General features: G+C 34.2%; 13 protein-coding genes and 1 pseudogene. 4 read left to right on the plus strand and 10 right to left on the minus strand.

The features are described 5' to 3' along the window. Positions 1-89: 89 nt before the first annotated feature. The 4 genes from B0186_RS06290 to cyaY form a co-directional block, all read right to left on the minus strand. Entirely contained in the window at positions 90-1487 is a 1398-nt protein-coding gene (locus tag B0186_RS06290) for a nicotinate phosphoribosyltransferase (RefSeq protein WP_078218525.1), read from the minus strand. A 216-nt stretch (positions 1488-1703) separates the two neighbouring features. Beyond that, positions 1704-2417 (minus strand): autotransporter outer membrane beta-barrel domain-containing protein, encoded by a 714-nt coding sequence (locus B0186_RS06300; RefSeq protein WP_078218527.1) that lies wholly within the window; start codon positions 2415-2417, stop codon positions 1704-1706. Positions 2418-2678: 261 nt separating this feature from the next. Next, positions 2679-4547, minus strand: a complete 1869-nt coding sequence (gene recQ, locus B0186_RS06305; protein ID WP_078218528.1) for a DNA helicase RecQ — start codon at positions 4545-4547, stop codon at positions 2679-2681. After that, the gene (gene cyaY, locus B0186_RS06310; protein WP_078218529.1) at positions 4547-4855 is read right to left on the minus strand and encodes an iron donor protein CyaY; all 309 of its coding nucleotides are present in this window, start codon (positions 4853-4855) and stop codon (positions 4547-4549) included. The genes recQ and cyaY overlap by 1 nt, the downstream gene beginning before the upstream one ends. A 123-nt stretch (positions 4856-4978) precedes the next feature. Here cyaY and lptM point away from each other — a divergent pair, with 123 nt between their 5' ends. Both lptM and lysA read left to right on the plus strand, forming a co-directional pair. Next, a complete protein-coding gene (lptM, locus tag B0186_RS06315; protein WP_078218530.1) occupies positions 4979-5095 on the plus strand; it encodes an LPS translocon maturation chaperone LptM in 117 nt (38 codons plus the stop codon). Positions 5096-5147: 52 nt separating this feature from the next. Beyond that, a complete protein-coding gene (gene lysA, locus B0186_RS06320; RefSeq protein WP_078218531.1) occupies positions 5148-6395 on the plus strand; it encodes a diaminopimelate decarboxylase in 1248 nt (415 codons plus the stop codon). Positions 6396-6468: 73 nt separating this feature from the next. Here the strand turns inward: lysA and B0186_RS06325 are convergent, their stop codons facing one another. Further along, the gene (locus B0186_RS06325) at positions 6469-7098 is read right to left on the minus strand and encodes a tellurite resistance TerB family protein (RefSeq protein WP_078218532.1); all 630 of its coding nucleotides are present in this window, start codon (positions 7096-7098) and stop codon (positions 6469-6471) included. A gap of 308 nt (positions 7099-7406) precedes the next feature. On the opposite strand from B0186_RS06325, the gene B0186_RS06330 reads away from it, so the two are divergent. Together B0186_RS06330 and B0186_RS06335 are read left to right on the plus strand one after the other, a co-directional pair. Continuing rightward, the gene (locus B0186_RS06330; protein ID WP_078218533.1) at positions 7407-8915 is read left to right on the plus strand and encodes a sodium-dependent transporter; all 1509 of its coding nucleotides are present in this window, start codon (positions 7407-7409) and stop codon (positions 8913-8915) included. Position 8916: 1 nt separating this feature from the next. Then, a complete protein-coding gene (locus tag B0186_RS06335) occupies positions 8917-9009 on the plus strand; it encodes a methionine/alanine import family NSS transporter small subunit (protein WP_078218534.1) in 93 nt (30 codons plus the stop codon). Positions 9010-9068: 59 nt separating this feature from the next. Here B0186_RS06335 and B0186_RS06340 read toward each other — a convergent pair whose 3' ends face one another. From B0186_RS06340 to B0186_RS06360, 5 genes and pseudogenes are all read right to left on the minus strand, one after another. Further along, a complete protein-coding gene (locus tag B0186_RS06340) occupies positions 9069-10724 on the minus strand; it encodes an amino acid ABC transporter ATP-binding/permease protein (protein WP_078218535.1) in 1656 nt (551 codons plus the stop codon). Beyond that, positions 10717-12462: an ABC transporter ATP-binding protein/permease gene (locus tag B0186_RS06345; protein ID WP_078218536.1), complete on the minus strand. Its 1746-nt coding sequence runs from the start codon at positions 12460-12462 to the stop codon at positions 10717-10719. Before B0186_RS06345 ends, B0186_RS06340 begins: the two co-directional genes overlap by 8 nt. An 85-nt stretch (positions 12463-12547) precedes the next feature. Beyond that, positions 12548-15568 carry a TonB-dependent hemoglobin/transferrin/lactoferrin family receptor gene (locus tag B0186_RS06350; protein ID WP_078218537.1) on the minus strand — a complete coding sequence of 1007 codons (3021 nt, stop codon included), beginning with the start codon at positions 15566-15568 and terminating at the stop codon, positions 12548-12550. Between the two features lie 249 nt (positions 15569-15817). Next, positions 15818-17156: pseudogene (locus B0186_RS06355) on the minus strand (MFS transporter). 66 nt (positions 17157-17222) lie between these two features. Further along, positions 17223-18023 carry an inositol monophosphatase family protein gene (locus B0186_RS06360; protein WP_078218538.1) on the minus strand — a complete coding sequence of 267 codons (801 nt, stop codon included), beginning with the start codon at positions 18021-18023 and terminating at the stop codon, positions 17223-17225. Positions 18024-18074: the final 51 nt, after the last annotated feature.

The following is an 18074-nucleotide window of genomic DNA, read 5'->3' on the forward strand; positions in this document are numbered from 1 at the left end:
CACAACTTAAGGTAATAGAAAAAGAGCGGTAGGAAAAAATAATTTTTTCTTACCGCTCTTCTCTTTTTTGAGAAAATTATTTTATGTTCTTACAAAGAATACGCCTCACTCCGCAAGCGAATTTCCGTTAAATTTTCTTCAAAACAGAGTTCTCCATTTAGGAAAACAGTTTGTAGCTGATTGGTTTGCCCGTTTAATTCGGATAATTTAATTGTTTCCCAATTATTTTCTGATTTCACTAACGCCAACACCCCTTTTTTAGAACGCTTGCTTTGGCTAGTGATAGGATCTTTATAAATCTCTTGCCATTGCCCGTTAATACAAATTGCACTGGCTTTCATCGCCCAGCTCATAGTGTCTCGATTGACTTGCTGTAACAGCCCGCCGCCCATTCCAAAATTGACATTCTCAACGCTAAATCCCTTTTCCATAATTGCATCAAGAATTTGTGGCAAACTCTTAGGATTAATGCCATCACCTTGAATAATCCGTAGATAATCAGGTAAGACTTTATAGCCCTTTCGATTTAGGCGATAGCCAAACTTCTCCGCAAGGATTTCTAAGGTTTTGCAAACTATTTCAATTGGATTGCCGCTATCTGGACGAATAACTAATCGTCCACTTTTCTCAATTACCATATCTTTTAACTGCTCACCCCAAATATGTTCTAAGGCATTCCAAAGATCGTAACTGTCTGACACCACTGAATAAAGTTTTCCTTCTCCAGCAAACTGCTCAACCATATTTTGATAAGCATTTACTTCTCGCTCTTTACCCCAAGCAGTAATCGTACTGTGTTCTGCTGCAGGAATAGAAAAGGCAGGCATTTCATTCACGTTATACCAACGTTTTGCTGCAAGTAATGCAGAAACGCTATCCGTTCCCTTAAAATTGACTAAGTGCGCCAATCCGCCCAAGGCAACGGTTTCAAGGCTTGAAGCGCCCCTTGCCCCAAAATCATGTAATTGGAAATCTAAGCTAGACAAATCATCGGCAGATTTGATTAGGGCTTGTTTAATCTGTTTTTTGCAAAGATAGGAAAGGCTTGCAACCGTAGATGGATACCAAATGGCACGCAAAAGTGCGGTTTCTAAATAACCGACTAACCAAAAGAAATTAGGATCGGTATTGGTGATTTGGCACACCACGTTGCCAACAGGTAGAACTGTACCTTCTGGTACTGCTTCAATTTTTAGTGGTAAATAGCCTTGATGTTTATCTAATAAATGTTGCCAACCTTCTTTGTGAAAAGGTAAGCCATGAGCTTTTAATACAATTTCAGCGTCATCAATATCTTGTTGGCTAATCGGATTGAGTAAGTATTCTTTGATAAAGGCTTGCAAGCCAAACATGACCACATCAAACTCGCCTCGGCGAGCTTCAATGTAATAGGAAATATATTCTGTTCCTTTTGGATATTGCAACCAATGTGAGGCTTTATAGCTATCTACATTTAAGATTAAATTGGTAAAATTTGATGTATACATATCATTTTTCTCAATTTTTAATTAATCAATTTGAAATTTGGTGCATATACTTTACCAAAATAACAAAAGAAAAGCACTTAGGTTTTATAAATAAAGTTAGATTTCTAAAGAAAAGAGCGGTCAAAATTTTTATTATTTTGAACCGCTCTAAAGTTGATGATTTCGAAGTTAAATGTAATCAGTTTCTGAAACGCTTTGCACTCTAATTATTTTCATTTAAAACTTAATATTTACACCTAAGTTTAGTTGATAAGTGTTTCTATAGCCATTACCTAAATTCGTATCTGCGTCTAAATATAGGCTTGAATTTTGGCTAAGTTGAGACTTAACACCAACACCAATAGTTGTCCAAAACGCTCTTTGTTTACTCATGAAATATGTTGAACCTACACTTCCTTTAGTTTTACCTAAAAGTTCTTTATTTAGCTCAATTTTAGCATGAGTAGAGAATTTACCATTTAGTTTCACAATACCTTTTAGCCCTACATTTCCAACCATAATGTCCATAGGCTCTAAGTAAACTGGATAATTATTTTTCACAAAATTCGTACCACTTACATGGCTGTAAGATAACTTAGCACTTGGCTCAAGAGATAATATATTAGAGACATCAATCAATTTGCTATAGCCTAATGCGACAGTATAACTGTTGTTATGGAATTTACTGGAATCAGTCCATTTAATTGAAGAACGAGCAGCTCTCAAGAAGAAATCAATATAATGATTTGTTTCAGTTTCATAAGAACCATAAAGCGTCACACCATGTTGATTACTCGTTAAACGCTCATCTGTATTCTTGATTCCCCCCTTTCCTTTCCCTAAGTCAGCAGCAAATCCCAATCTTAATACCGCACTTTCTAATTGGAATGGGTGATCGTAACCAATTTGCATGCCCCAATTTTTCAACTTAACGGAATGTTGTAGAAACATTTGGATCTTCCGCTACAAGTTCTTCATCATTAGTCGCATAAGCACTTACAGAACACATAACAAATGCAGCTATACAAGTATAAGTAAATTTTTTCATGGGCTGTACCTTAAAATTAATAAATGAAATATTTTTAAACAAAATAAATGTTTGATTTAGATTATAGATGAAATAGGTGTAAACATTCAAACAACTATAAAAATTAGAAAATAAAAATTTTGTAAAACAAAGAGTAAACAATGATTTTTTTGAATGATATCTAATTATTGATTCCTAGATGATTGATGTTCCCTAATCAACGCTATAAACGGCAGAGCAAAACGCTCTAGTTTTATCAACCCAACACCATTAATTTGTAACATTTCTTGTTCTGTTGTTGGTTTATATTGAGCCATTTCTTGCAATGTCGCATCGTTAAACACAATATAAGGAGGTATATTTTCTTTATCGGCAATTTGCTTGCGTAAAAAGCGTAAACGTGCAAAAAGATTTTTATCGTAATTTTTGACCGCACTTTTGGATGTCATAACTACGTTGGTTATAGAAGATATTCTCGGTACAGCCAATTGTAGCGGTTGTTCACCTCTTAAAATCGGCAACGCTTCTTGCGTGAGTTGTAAAGTGCTATTAAATCGTTCAATTACCTGTTTAACCAACCCCAAATGAATTAATTGTCGAATAACTGATTGCCAATATTCACAACTACGATCTTGACCAATACCAAAAACACTAAGTTTATCATGCTGATGCTCTTTAACTTTTTGATTATAAGAACCACGCAACACTGTAATAACATAAGTAGCACCGAAGCGTTGTCCTACCCTATAAATAGTTGACATTACTTTTTGTGCATCAATCAAACCGTTATATTTTTTTGGTGGATCTAAGCAAATATCGCAGTTATTACATGGTTTTTGGCGATATTCACCAAAATAATTTAGCAACACTAAACGCCGACAAGTTTGGCTTTCGGCAAATTCGCCAATGGACTGCAATTTATGTTGTTCTATTTGGCGCTGTGGGTTTTCTGGTTTTTCCAATAAAATTTTTTGTAACCAAGCATAATCTGCTGGCTCATAAAATAAAACTGCTTCAGCAGGTAAATCATCTCGCCCTGCACGCCCTGTTTCTTGGTAGTAAGCTTCAATGCTACGAGGAAGATCAAAATGCGCAACAAAACGTACATTAGATTTATTAATTCCCATACCAAAAGCAATTGTTGCTACAACCACTTGCACATTATCTCGTTGAAAAGCTCGTTGCACAAACTCACGTTGCTCATTACTCATTCCCGCATGATAAGCTTCTGCTGAAATGCCTTTTTTGCGTAAACTTTCTGCGATCCGCTCTACTTTATTGCGACTATTACAATAAACAATCCCACTTTTTCCTTTCTGCCTTGCAACAAATTGGATGAGTTGTTCCATGGGTTTAAATTTTTCTACTAAGGAATAGCGAATATTTGGGCGGTCAAAACTACCAATATAAATATGAGGTTCGTCTAATTTGAGATGAACAAGAATATCTTGTCTGGTTGCCTGATCTGCGGTGGCGGTTAATGCCATAATTGGTGCGTCAGGGAAACTCGCTTTTAATCCGCCAAGTTGCGTATATTCAGGGCGGAAATCATGGCCCCATTGTGAAATACAATGAGCTTCATCAATAGCAATAAAGCTGACTTTGCAATGAGAGATAAAATGAAAAAAGCTCGTTGTCATGGCTTTTTCAGGCGAAATATAAAGCAATTTTAATTCGCCAGACATGGCTTTATTTTGAACTAACTGCTGTTGTTCAAAGGTTTGACTAGAGTTTAAATAATCAGCATTAATGCCATTTGCCAATAATTGATCCACTTGGTCTTTCATCAATGAAATCAATGGCGAAATAACTAAAGTTAAGCCAGAAAAACAAAGAGCTGGAATTTGATAACATAAGGACTTGCCGTTACCTGTTGCCATAATCACTAAACTATCTTGTTTAGCTAGGGTTGCTTCGATAACTTCTTGTTGCCCCTTGCGGAAGGATTGATAGCCAAAGACAGAATGTAAAACAGCAAGTGCGGTGGATTTTTCCGCAGAAATTTGCTTAAAATCCACCGCACTTTTTTGTTGTTTCCATTCCTCAACAGACATTAAGAAAAGCTCACTTGCTCACCATGTGTTAAACAAGCCTGTTCCAAACATTGCCAGAATAATTTTCCATCATTGGCAATCCATTGGTTATCTTTAAATGCAAAATGGAAACCGCCAGCCTTACTTGCCAGCCATAATTCTAACAATGGCTCCTGTTTATTTACCACAACTTGACTACGATCAGCGAAGGTAATCGTAAACACAGAACCTTGCGTATCACAATCTACATCACAGCCTTGTTCTTCCAATTGTTCTTCAATTTTTAACCAAACTTGTTCGATATTTTGGTGAAATTCAGCTACGTTCATAAAGTTTACCTATTAATAAAAATGAATGGCAAAGAATTATAAAGATTTTTAAAAGATAGTGATAGCACAAAGGCGTTTTTAATGGTAAAAAGTGTAAGTTTTCAACTAACGAGGATATAGACAATGAAAAAAATAATTTCCATTTTATTACTGAGTGCAATGGCTTTTTTAGCAACTGGCTGTGGAGTTAAAGGTCCCTTATATTTTCCTGAAACAGAACAAAATCAACAAAAAAATTAATAAATAAACAATCTCATAAAAATAACAATAATCAATATGCAAGGACAATTTTATGGATTTTTTTCTATATAAAGATGGGCATTTAATGGCTGAAAATGTTCCTGTGAAACAAATTGCAGAGCAGTTTGGTACGCCTGCTTATATTTATTCACGAGCCACATTAGAACGTCATTGGCATGCTTTTGATCAGGCGTTGGGGCAGCACCCTCATTTAATTTGTTTTGCGGTCAAATCTAATCCCAATATTGCTATTTTGAATATGATGGCAAAGCTGGGTTCTGGCTTTGATATTGTGTCACAAGGCGAACTTGAGCGCGTATTATTTGCAGGCGGAGATCCAAGCAAAGTAGTGTTTTCTGGGGTGGCGAAATCAGCTCAAGAAATTGCTCGTGGATTAGAAGTGGGCATTCGCTGTTTTAACGTGGAAAGTGCGGATGAATTAATCAGAATTAATCAAGTTGCAGGAGAAATGGGAAAAGTTGCACCTATTTCTTTGCGCGTAAATCCAGATGTCGATGCTCATACTCATCCTTATATTTCAACAGGACTTAAAGAAAACAAATTCGGTATCAGTGTAAAGCAAGCGCAAGAAGTTTATCGCCAAGCTAGCCAATTAGAAAATATAAAAATTGTGGGAATGGATTGCCATATTGGTTCGCAATTAACAGAGCTCCAACCATTTTTAGATGCAACAGATCGTCTGATTGTGCTGATGGAACAATTAAAACAAGATGGAATTACGCTAGAACATTTAGATCTTGGCGGTGGCTTAGGTGTCACTTATAGCGATGAACAAGCACCACATCCAAGTGAATATGCAGCAGCTTTATTAGCAAAATTAAAAGATTATCCAGATCTCGAAATTATTTTGGAGCCCGGTAGAGCAATTACGGCAAATGCAGGGATTTTAGTAACCAAAGTCGAATATATAAAGAGCAATGAAGGTCGCCATTTTGCTATCGTTGATACAGGCATGAATGACATGATTAGACCAGCTTTATATCAAGCATACATGAATATCATTGAAATCGACCGCACTTTACCAAGAGAAACGCAAGTATATGATGTGGTGGGACCAATTTGTGAAACTTCGGATTTCCTTGGCAAACAACGCTCTCTTGCTATTGCACAAGGCGATTTTATTGCTCAACGTTCAGCTGGGGCTTATGGCGCAAGTATGGCATCAACCTATAATTCTCGTCCAAGAGCTATTGAAATTATGGTTGATGATGAACAAGTCCATTTAATTAAGCGCCGTGAAGAATTTGCAGAATTGTGGCGTTTAGAAAATTTGCTGTAAATATAATTTTACTCATAAAAAATGGGCGATTAATTCGCCCATTTTCCATTAAAATCCATTGAAGCAAGCTAAATTAAAACCCAGCTTGTTTTTCCAATTGTTCCACTAATTGATCATCTAAATTAAGTGCGGTCGCTAAATTAGCTAAAAAGACAATTTCTTTACGTTGTAGATCAGCACAAATAATACGTGCTGCAAGATAAAGTTGTGTCGCTAATGCTTGATTATTACCTACTTTACTTGCTATTTCACTAACAGTAATAGGTTGTTTAATTTCATTTTCCAACCATTGATAAACCTCTGGATCATTGCCAGCTTCAGCCATAATAGCTTGTCTTTCTTCTGCTGAAATTTCGCCATCAGATGCAGCTGCAGCAATCATCACTTGTAAAATTAATTGGCTTACATCAGTATTTTCTTCAATAACAGAATTAAATTGTTGTTCTGTGATTGATGTATTGTCTTGGTTTTGCTGATAACTTTGATAGGCTTTATAGGCAAGGCTTCCTAGTGCAGCTAGTGATCCTAATTTAGTTAAACTTGCACCACCTTTTCTTCCTAGAAACATAGAAAGTAGTCCAAGAGCAGCCGCTCCACCACCAACTTTTGTTATGGTGTCTGCTGTGCTTTTCCCTTTCACTGTGTTACCTACTTGCTCTTTGGCAACATTTAATACTTGATTTAAAAGACTATTAAAATTCATAAAGTTTCCTCAATTCATAAATTAATTAACTAAGTTTAGTCTATTTTTTCTGCGAAAAGTTCACCTAAATAAACATAGTTTTTTATTCTGGTTCCATATTATTTTTTTAGTGACAAAAATCACAACAAAAACCAAAAACATATAAAAACCTAAAAATAAAAACAAAAATAAAATATAAAACTAACAAAACAAACAAAAACCAACAAAACAAAGATATTTAATCTAAATACAACCTATTGACTAGTTAAAATATTTGGATATATTGCTAAAGGTCTTATAACAAATAAATAACATAAAAGGTCTACAATATGGAACATTCAACTCAAAAGCGAGAAACCTTTTCTGGTCGCCGCGCATTTATTATTGCAGCGATTGGATCTGCCGTTGGTTTAGGAAATATTTGGCGCTTTCCTTATACTACCTATGAAAATGGTGGTGGCGCATTTATCATTCCTTATTTAATCGCATTATTAACCTCAGGTATTCCATTACTTTTCTTAGATTATGCTATTGGACATCGCCATCGTGGTGGTGCACCTTTATCTTATCGCCGTTTTAGTCCGCACTTTGAAACTTTTGGTTGGTGGCAAGTATTAGTGAATGTCATTATCGGTATTTATTACGCCGTAGTTTTAGGTTGGGCAGCAAGTTATACCTATTTTTCAATAAGTGGGGCTTGGGGCGATAAACCCATTGATTTCTTCTTGCACGAATTTCTAAAAATGGGCGACATCACACAAGGCGTTAGCTTTGAATTTGTTGGCGTGGTCACTGGTCCATTGATTGCAGTCTGGTTAGTTGCTTTAGGCATATTAGCTTTAGGCGTACAAAAAGGGATTGCAAAATCTTCAAGTATTTTAATGCCTATTCTTGTTGTCATGTTCATGGTTCTCGTTGTTTCATCACTTTTCCTACCTGGAGCAACAAAAGGATTAGATGCATTATTTACACCAAATTGGTCTAAATTAGCTGATCCTAGTGTATGGATTGCAGCCTATGGACAAATTTTCTTCTCACTTTCAATCTGTTTCGGCATTATGATCACCTATGCTTCTTATTTGAAAAAAGACTCTGATTTAACGGGAAGTGGTTTAGTTGTTGGTTTTGCCAATAGTAGTTTTGAATTATTAGCAGGTATCGGCGTATTTGCAGCACTTGGCTTTATGGCAACAGCTGCAGGACAAGAAGTGAGTGAAGTGGCAAAAGGTGGTATTGGACTTGCATTCTTTGCTTTCCCAACAATCATCAATCAATTACCTTTTGGCGAAATTGTGGGAGTATTATTCTTCGGTTCACTAACTTTTGCTGCTTTAACATCTTTTATTTCTGTTATCGAAGTTATTATTTCTGCGATACAAGATAAATTAAGAATGCGCCGTGTAAAAGTTACCTTTATTGTTGGCTTACCAATGATGTTTGTTTCTGTGATTTTATTTGGCACCACCACAGGTTTACCAATGCTTGATGTATTAGATAAATTTGTAAACTACTTTGGTATTGTAGCTGTTGCATTTGTATCATTAGTAGCAATTGTTTCTAATGAAAAACTAACTTTATTAGGTAACCACTTAAATGAAACATCTTCTTTCAAAGTGGGTTTCTTCTGGCGCTTATGTATCGTTTTAACAACAGGTATCCTCGCATTTATGCTATTCAGTGAAGGTGCTAAAGTGTTCTCTGAAGGCTATGAAGGTTATCCAGCTTGGTTTGTGAATACTTTCGGTTGGGGTATGTCAGTAAGTTTATTAGTTGCCGCTTTCTTGCTTTCTCGTTTGAAATGGAAAGATGAAGAATTGGCTCATAAAAAAGGAGAGTAAAATGAGTAATAGCGCTATTATGATGATGATTGTTTCTTTGGTAATTATTTGGGGCGGACTAGCTGTATCAGTCTTAAAACTACCTAAAGAATAATAAATTTCAGATAAAAAAACACCGCACTTTTTCACAAGTGCGGTGTTTTTTTCGTCTATTTACGACATCCTTCCATTTTCTATTTTGATAACTTGATCGCAAATTGCCATGGTTGAGGCTCTGTGGCTTACGAGGATAATTAATTTGTCTGCTTTTACATTCAATAATGATTGCAGAATAATTGCCTCATTTAAGCTATCTAAATTGCTGGTCGGTTCATCAAGCAGAATGATTGGTGCGTTATGTAAAAATGCACGAGCAATGCCAATGCGTTGTTTTTCACCATCAGATAGGCTACTGCCTAATTCAGCGACTTTAGTTTCATAACCTTGTGGCAAACTCATAATAAAATCGTGAATAGAGGCTTTTTTTGCGGCTTCAATCACTTGTTCTTTAGTGGCTTTTCGATTTGCCATTAAAATATTTTCATAGATACTTTCGTTGAAAATATAGGTTTGTTGCGTAATGTAAGCCATGTTATCACGCAAATTTTGTGTATTAATCTCTTTCAAATTAACACCGTTAATGCTAATTTCGCCTTTTGGATCATAAAAACGCATTAGCAATTTTAATAAGGTACTTTTGCCACTTCCACTACGTCCATGAATACCTAATATATTGCCTTTGCTTAAGCTAAGAGATAAATCCGTTAAAATTTGTTCATCAGCATAAGCAAAACTGAGATCTTTCACTTCAATTTTTTCAATATCTGTTAAATCTTGTCCTTGTTCTACCTCTGGCAAATCTGGCTGTTCAGCTAATAAGGCTAAAACACGTTCGCCACTGGCTAATGTTTGCAGCAAATTATTAGAAAGATTACTTAAGGCAATTACGGGGCCATAACTTGACATTAATAAAATCACGGCAACAAGCAAACCAGCGAAATCAATGCTTGATTGGCTATAAAGCATAAGCCCTGTAAATAAAATCAAAATATTGAAAAATGACACCGCACTTTCTGTATAAATCCGCACTTTACCTTCTTGCTTTTTAATCCGAGCAAACGCCTGATCGATTTTTTCACTGCGTTGTTGAATAGCTTCCATACGTTGTTCAGCATGATTAAACAGCTGAATTTCTTTCATTCCTCTCACGCTATCAAGAAAATAATCGTTCATTTCGCCGACTAACTCTCGATATTCACGCCCTTCTTCACGTGCCATTTTGGTGGTGAAAATAGGTAGGATACAGCCAATAGTAATATAGGCAAATAAGGCAATAATAGCGAACCACAAAGAAATATGGGCAAATACGCCAAGTAAAATTAATGAAGTTAAAAAGGCAATGGCGATAGGGGCGATGGTATGAGCATAAAAAACTTCTAATAATTCAATATCGTTAGTCACTAATGATAAAAGTTGCCCAGATTGCTTACCTTGTAATTTAACAAAAGCCAATTTTCGTAAACTTGAAAAGACTTTATCACGCAATAATGCCAATAATTTAAAAGCGATATAATGCCCTGACATTTGTTCTAAATAACGCAAAATGCCTCGAGCAACAGCGAGCACAATTAAAGCAATTAAAATATGAGAGAAACTGAGATGAGAGCTAAACCCTAATAAATTGGTAAGCCCCATTGCCCCAAGCACCATAATAAAAATAGCGGATAGAAAGCCTAATACGCCAGTAATAATGGTAAAACTCATAATATGGGCTAATGGCATCACTAATTTGAGCAAATGCCACATAATTACAAAGCCATTTTTACGCATGATTTGCTCCTCTAATATTCTCTAGATTTTTTTGCTGATTGAACATCTCAAAATACATCCCTGTTTGTGCCATTAATTGTGTATGAGTACCTTGTTCAATTAATAAACCTTTATCTAAAACATAAATTTGATCTGCATGAATAGCATTGGCTAAACGATGAGAAATCATAATGATGGTTTTTTCCGCTTTGAGTTGTTGAATAAATCGCAAAATGATTTCTTCACTTTCTACATCAATGTTACTCGTTGCCTCATCAAAAATATAAAGTGAAGCATTGTGTAATAAGGCTCTAGCTAATGCTAAACGTTGAATTTGTCCACCAGATAAGTTAGTTCCTCTGCTGAGTAACTGCATATCTAAACCGCCATTTTCACGCACGAATTGAGCCAAATTTACTTGTTCAAGACATTGATAAATTTGCTCATCTGTAGCTTGTAAATCCGCCATCAACATATTCTCACGCAAACTGCCTTTGAAAATGTAACTGCTATGACTGACTAAACAAACTTGTTGGTTAAAGGAATGGCGAGTGAGCTGTGATGAAGGCTGTTGATTAAATAAAATTTGCCCTTGTTGAGCCTGATGAAAGCCCATTAATAAAGAAACTAAGGTTGATTTTCCACAACCACTTTTTCCAACAAATACCGTCAATTTTTGTGGTTTAATGGAAAGGGTTAGTCCATTAATTGCTTTCTTCTCATTGTCATAAGCAAAATGTAAATTATCAATATCAACTCGAATCGAATTTTCTACCTGAAAATCTACCGCACTTTCATTTTTCTCAACGGGTGTATCGAGCAAAGTAAAAATCTTATCTGATGCCGCTTTGCCGTTCATTGCTACATGGAAAAAAGAACCTAATAAACGTAATGGAATGAAAAATTCTGAGGATAATAAAATAAATAAAATCACTCCAAAAATACTTAAATTTCCTGCTTGATACTGTAAAAGTGCGGTCAAAATACCTAATGCTGCACCGCCATAAGCCAGTAAATCCATAATAGAAACGGAATTTAATTGCATGGTCAGCACTTTCATCGTAATGGTACGAAAATTTTCTGCTTCTATATCCATTTTTTGTGCTTTATAAGCATCATCTTGATAGATTTTTAAGGTAATTAAGCCTTGCAAATTATCCAAAAAACTACTTCCCAAGCCCACATAAACAGACCAATATTTATGCAATAAACGTTTTGCAATTTTGTTTACAGCAACAATGGATAAAGGAATAAGGGGAACGCACACCAATAGAATTAGAGAGGTTGGCGCATTAAAAAAGACGAGAAAAATAAATAGGGTTAAGGGTGCTAATAAGCTATAAAAAAGTTGAGGTAAATAACGTCCAAAGTAGATCTCTAATTGTTCAACACCTTCTGAGGCAACTTGAATTATTGATGATGTTGATTGTTGATTAACTTGATTTAACGGCATAGAAGACAGCTTTTGATAAATTAAGCTACGCAACTGATGTTTTACTTTGGTACTGGCTTTATAAGAGGCTTGAACTGCCATTTTACCTGCGTAAGATCGTAGAATTAAAACCAATAATAAAACTACTAGCAAAAGCACCGCACTTTTTAAGCTAAGCTGATGTTGAAAGGCTTGTTGCAACACAAATGCAAACACGAGGCTACTAATAATCCCGCCGATTAATGCTACCCAATTCCATAGTACATTAACAGCAATCCATTTTTTACTATCGGTAACAGTATTAATTAATCGTTTATCGATCATCATAAAATAATGTTCCTTTTTTATACAAATAAATAAAAAAAACAACCTGAGTAAAGAATACTCAAGTTGATTGTTAATTTAAAGGATTTTAGAAAACAAATTCCATATTGAATTTGAAGTTTCTGCCTGGCGAGTAGAAGCGGTTGATGCCTTTTCCAGTATTTTGATCAATTAAATTACTTGTACCATATGGCTTAATAGATCGAGCTGATTCCCAAGTGATGTATTTACGATTAGTTAGGTTATATATGCCAAATTGTAATTTCAAATTTTTCAACGGTTTTGCATAGGCAATAATATCTGTAACTGTATAAGATTTACTTCTCCATTTTAAATTTGAGTTAGGCAAACCTTGCTCCATATAGTACATATTATAGCTATCCTTTGCTTTTTTCTCTCCAACATGGGTTAAATAAATATCAATGCCAAATTTATCTTCTTTTTGTTGATAACTTAAACCATATACTGATGTTTTGGGTTGAATAGCATTCATTGGAATATTTCCGTCTGTTCTACCTTTTTGATAGCTGAATTTATAACTAAAACTAAAACCATCTAAACTACTATGTATTTTGTTTAAATAGAGTTTTGAATTAATCTCAACTCCTTTTACTTTTGCGGTTTGACGATTTACGTTTTGATAAACTTGGAATGGGTGAGCTCTAGCTTGTCCTCCATGGATTGTTTGAAAATTTCTCGATCCGAGATATTTCAAATCAATAAAATCACGATATTTAGTTTGGAATAAACTAGTACTAATAAAACCAAAATCGCCATAATAGGTTATAGCAACTTCTTGTGTTTTCGATTTTTCAGATTTCAAATTAAGATTCGGCAATACTGTAAAATCAGGGTGTTTAAATGTGAAATAAATTTCATCAGAGGTTGGAGCTCTAAAGCCTTTTGCATGATGAAGTTGTATACGCAAATAATCGGTTGGATCAAAATTCATCGATAAAGAATAAGAGCTAGCTGAATATTTATTTGGTTGAGCTAAGCTATCAATATCAGCTTGATGCTTAGCTAATTTATTTTCTTCGTTTTTTCTTTGCCATTCTTTTAGATCTTTAAGAAATTTTGGATCAGTTGGACCTCTATAACCATTATCATAATATTTAGGCTGTTCATTACTTATTTGATGAGGAGGAACAAAATTTTTAGCTAATCCAGCCTCCAAATCATCAGGAATTTTAGGCGTAGAACCTGCAACATAATGAGGATTATATCTAATACGATCATACCGATAACCCACATCAAAGCTAAAATGATTACTTAATTTAAAATTATCAGACAAATAAACGGCTGAATTTTTTGTTACTACAGGGATAAGGAAGGAATAGGGACCATCAACTTTTGGACATAAAAGTGCGTTAAAACTTCCTGAACTTTCACAAGTTTTAGGTTTATCAGAAAAATCTGTTCCTAAAAAGCGTTCTGCCCACCATTGTGGGGATTTAGCATCATATCCCGAGTAATTTATCATTTCTTTTCTTATTTTGCTGTAACTTAAACCATAATCGATGTTATGCATAATATTACTAATATCTACTGCTTTAGATAAATCTAAGTTTAATTGTTTAGTATTGGTATTAATTGAGCGATCATGATAGTTACGTTCTAAATAGCCAACTGAATTTGGCAATATAACTACTTTGTTAGGACCTAAGTAAGATTGACCCTCTCGTCTTGCGAAAAATTTTCCATTAAATTCTTCTTTCTTAAGGTTAATGCTTTTTTTTGTTAATTTATTTCCATTGTTATAATATGGAAGTTCGTAATATTCTATTGGTTTATCACAATCAAATAAACTACAGTCAAACCATTGACCGTCTATTGGAGCTAGATTGAAATAAGCACTTTGTGATACTGTTCCATCAGGGTTGGGATAATCAAATGCTTTATCATTTTTATCCACTAATTCATAAATAAAATCCCCCGACATATTTTTTTTAGTAGCTTTCAACGTTATTGGATCGCCATTTTTATCAACAATTTTTCCGTTTTTTAAAGCAATACCTAATGGATTTGCTAGCGGATCTTTAGTTCCTTTACAACTGTCTTCATCACAATAATCTTCTGTACGTGCTCTATTTTTAACTTTTTGTTCAGAATAGGTAATTTTTAGCGTATCCCATAATGGATTGCTTGAATAGTTTTCATAGCTTATTGCATAATTTTTACGTTCACTAGAATCTTTAGCATGACGTGTTGATGTGTTTGGTTCATTCGGTTGAGTTGGAGTTGCATTTAAACTATAAGAGAGATCTTGACCATTTGTATTATTTTTATACAAATCTGCTATAACTGTAAGGCGATGATTTTCTGTAGGTGAAACGGATAATTTTACTAATGAACTTTCTTTTATGATATTGTAAGGATCTGCTTTTTCACGAATTTTAGTATTTACATTGGGGTAATTTTTATAACCATAATTCTTTAATTCATGCCCATCTCGTTTAGTTTTTATAATTATTGCATCAAACCATTTATAGCGACCAGCTAATGTAATACTGTCCATATTTTGATTATCAGCCGAGTTATAACCTGTTTTATAAGAAACATGCCAATCTTTATCAATCAACAAATCCCGAGCATCTTTAGTCTCAAAAATGACCGCACCTCCTAACGCCCCACTACCTACCTTTACTGAATTTGAACCTTTGCTAATTGATACTTGTTTTAATGTTTCAATTTCTACACTATTTCTTGTGTTATTAAAATTACCATATCCCTCAAAAAGCTCTTTAAATCCTTGAGATGATAGAGTTTCTGCTTGATGTAAACCATCAACAGTAATTGCCACACGGTTTTCATCAACTCCTCTCACAGAATAACCACTGGAACCAAAACGACCATTTTCAACAACGCTCACGCCTGTTTCATAACGAACTAAATCTCGACTATCTTGCACTTGTTGTTTTTTTAATTCTTTCGCTGTTTTTACTGTTTCACCGACTTTTTTTTGTTTTACATCTTCAGAGCTATAACTTCCATTAACATTAATAGTATCAAGCTCACTAGAATCACCTTGAGCAGAGGCAAAAGAACAATAGCTCATCACTGCGATGGTAATCAAAGATAACCGCATCAAACTCTTCTTTGTTTTCATATAAATTCCTAAATTAAAAGTCTAAAAGATTAGGCGTATCATATAAAAACTTACAACAAAAATAAATAACAATTATTATCATTTGTTTAATAATAAGATCTATATCAAAAAAAAGCCTATTTGTTCGTTTAAACAAATAGGCTTTAGCTAGGATAAATACAAAATTAAGTATTTAAGTTAATTCTTAATGCGTTTATTTCTATACACTCAGAGTGAACCCAACTCCATTACCCACTAATATAGTAAAAGTTAGCTCGTTTTTTTATTCTGATAGTAAACAACGATAGCAAACAATATTGAGGCCAAAACAGAAAATAGATCAGCACTAATCCAAAAATAAGATAAGCTATCAAAGTCGTATATTTTTTGCCCAGCTTCATTAATTACGGCCGTTTTATCAATCATAAACCCAGTTAAAAATTCTCCTGCAGCTGCACCAGCATAACCAAATACACCCATCATACCAAGAGCTATTCCTGAAGCTGATTTATGAGAAATATCTGTTGCTAATAATCCACCTAAAAAACAAAGTTGAATACCTAATGTAATACCAAAAACGGATAATGATATGATAGAAAACCAAGTATTTCCTATAGGAGCAAATAAAAATGCAGCAAGAGATATAGTATTAAGTAAACTCACTCCTATTGTCATCAGATTACGTTTTCCATGTAAAAATCTATCTGATAACCACAGAAACTATCGTACCTAAAATTCCGACTATACTATTAATACTAATAATAGATGCAGCCTCAAGAGTTGAATAACCCTTTCCGTTTTCTAGAAAAAATACTCCCCAGCTATTTACCCCATAACGAGCGATATACATACAACAAGAAGCCACTGCTAAAATCCAGATAGCTGGATTTTTAATTACTGCCCACTGATGTTTTAGAACTTCTTTGTTATCTAATTCTTCCTTATTAGTATTGACATTTATGATAGGTTTAAATCCACAAGAGGCTGGAGAATCTTTCATAAACATTAAAGCAATGAGTACACCCAATAATCCCATAACACCAGCAAATCCAAATCCGGCTCTCCAACCAAATGCTGTAATAACAGCTGCTGTAACTACAAATGTAATAGCTTCTCCAACATTATGAGCTACAGACCAAAAACCATAATAAGAGCCTCTTTCCTCATCTCGATACCAACGAGATAATGCAACTACACAAGGCCCAACACCCATTGATTGAACCCATCCATTAAATCCCCAAATAATGGTTAAAACTATTGCACTGGTATTCATCCCCATAGCAAAATTACATAATGCGGAAAAAAATAAACCTACGGATAAAAACCTAACAATATTAGAATGATCAGCAACAGCACTATTTACAAATTTACCTACCGCATAAGTAATAAAAACTGCTGAGCCAATTACTCCTAACTCGGTTGCAGTTAACACATTATTATTTACTAAAACTGGTTTTGCTACATTAAAAGATAAACGACAAACATAATAAATAGCATAAGCAAAAGAAAAAGCCCAAAAGCTCTTCATTCTAGTGCTTTTGAACATTTTTTCTGTGTAATTTTTTAATGGAATAGATGGACTAGCTTTAAAAAAAGTAAAAATAGACATGGTAATCCTCCTTTAATATAAATTTGATAAGACCAACCACTATTTATATGAAATTAAAATAAATTTTTATTTAACAGCTAAATTTCTAATATCATTTAATTTATCGAAAATTTCTTTTGATGAAGCGGCTAAAATATAATTTCCTTTTAATAATCCATCATTTTCCATGAAATTATTAGTCATTCCTCCAGCTTCATTAATTAACAATATTCCAGCAAAAGTATCCCAAGAATTTATATGAGGTTCAAAATAACCTATTAAACGTCCTGCAGCAATGTAAGCCAGCATTAATGCAGCTGAACCATTTCTAATAAACATACCACCTTCTAACAATATATTTTGCATTACTGGAGTAAATGAATTTGGATGAACCCGATGAGAAACACCAAGCCCCATTAGCCCATCTTTTAAAGAAATAGCATTTGCGGTAGATATTGATTTATTATTTAGAAATGCACCATTATCCTTCATTGCATGAAAAAGTTCATTATGAACAGGATCAAATATAACCCCCGATACTATTTTGTCCTGATATAAAACAGCTATAGATATGCACCATGCATGTAATCCATATAAAAATGGACTTGTACCATCTATAGGATCAATAACCCAACAAAACTCTTGTTCAATATTATCAAATCCTGACTCCTCTCCTAAAAAACCATCATTAGGGAAATTTAGTTTTAATTCACTTTTAATAATATTCTCTATTGTTTTATCTGCAATACTAACTAGATCTTGATGTTCTCCTTTTTTAAATTCTATATTTAAATTTTCTCTATTTAAATAAAAATCCAATGCTTTTTCACCGACTTTTTTCACTAACTCTTTTGAAAACAAATAACGTTTTTTTATTTCATCTTTCATAATAATCCTCCGATAATTAAACGATGTAAAAAATTATGAAATAAAATCATC

It is taken from the genome of Canicola haemoglobinophilus (assembly GCF_002015075.1).
GTDB classification, from domain to species: Bacteria; Pseudomonadota; Gammaproteobacteria; order Enterobacterales; family Pasteurellaceae; genus Canicola; species Canicola haemoglobinophilus.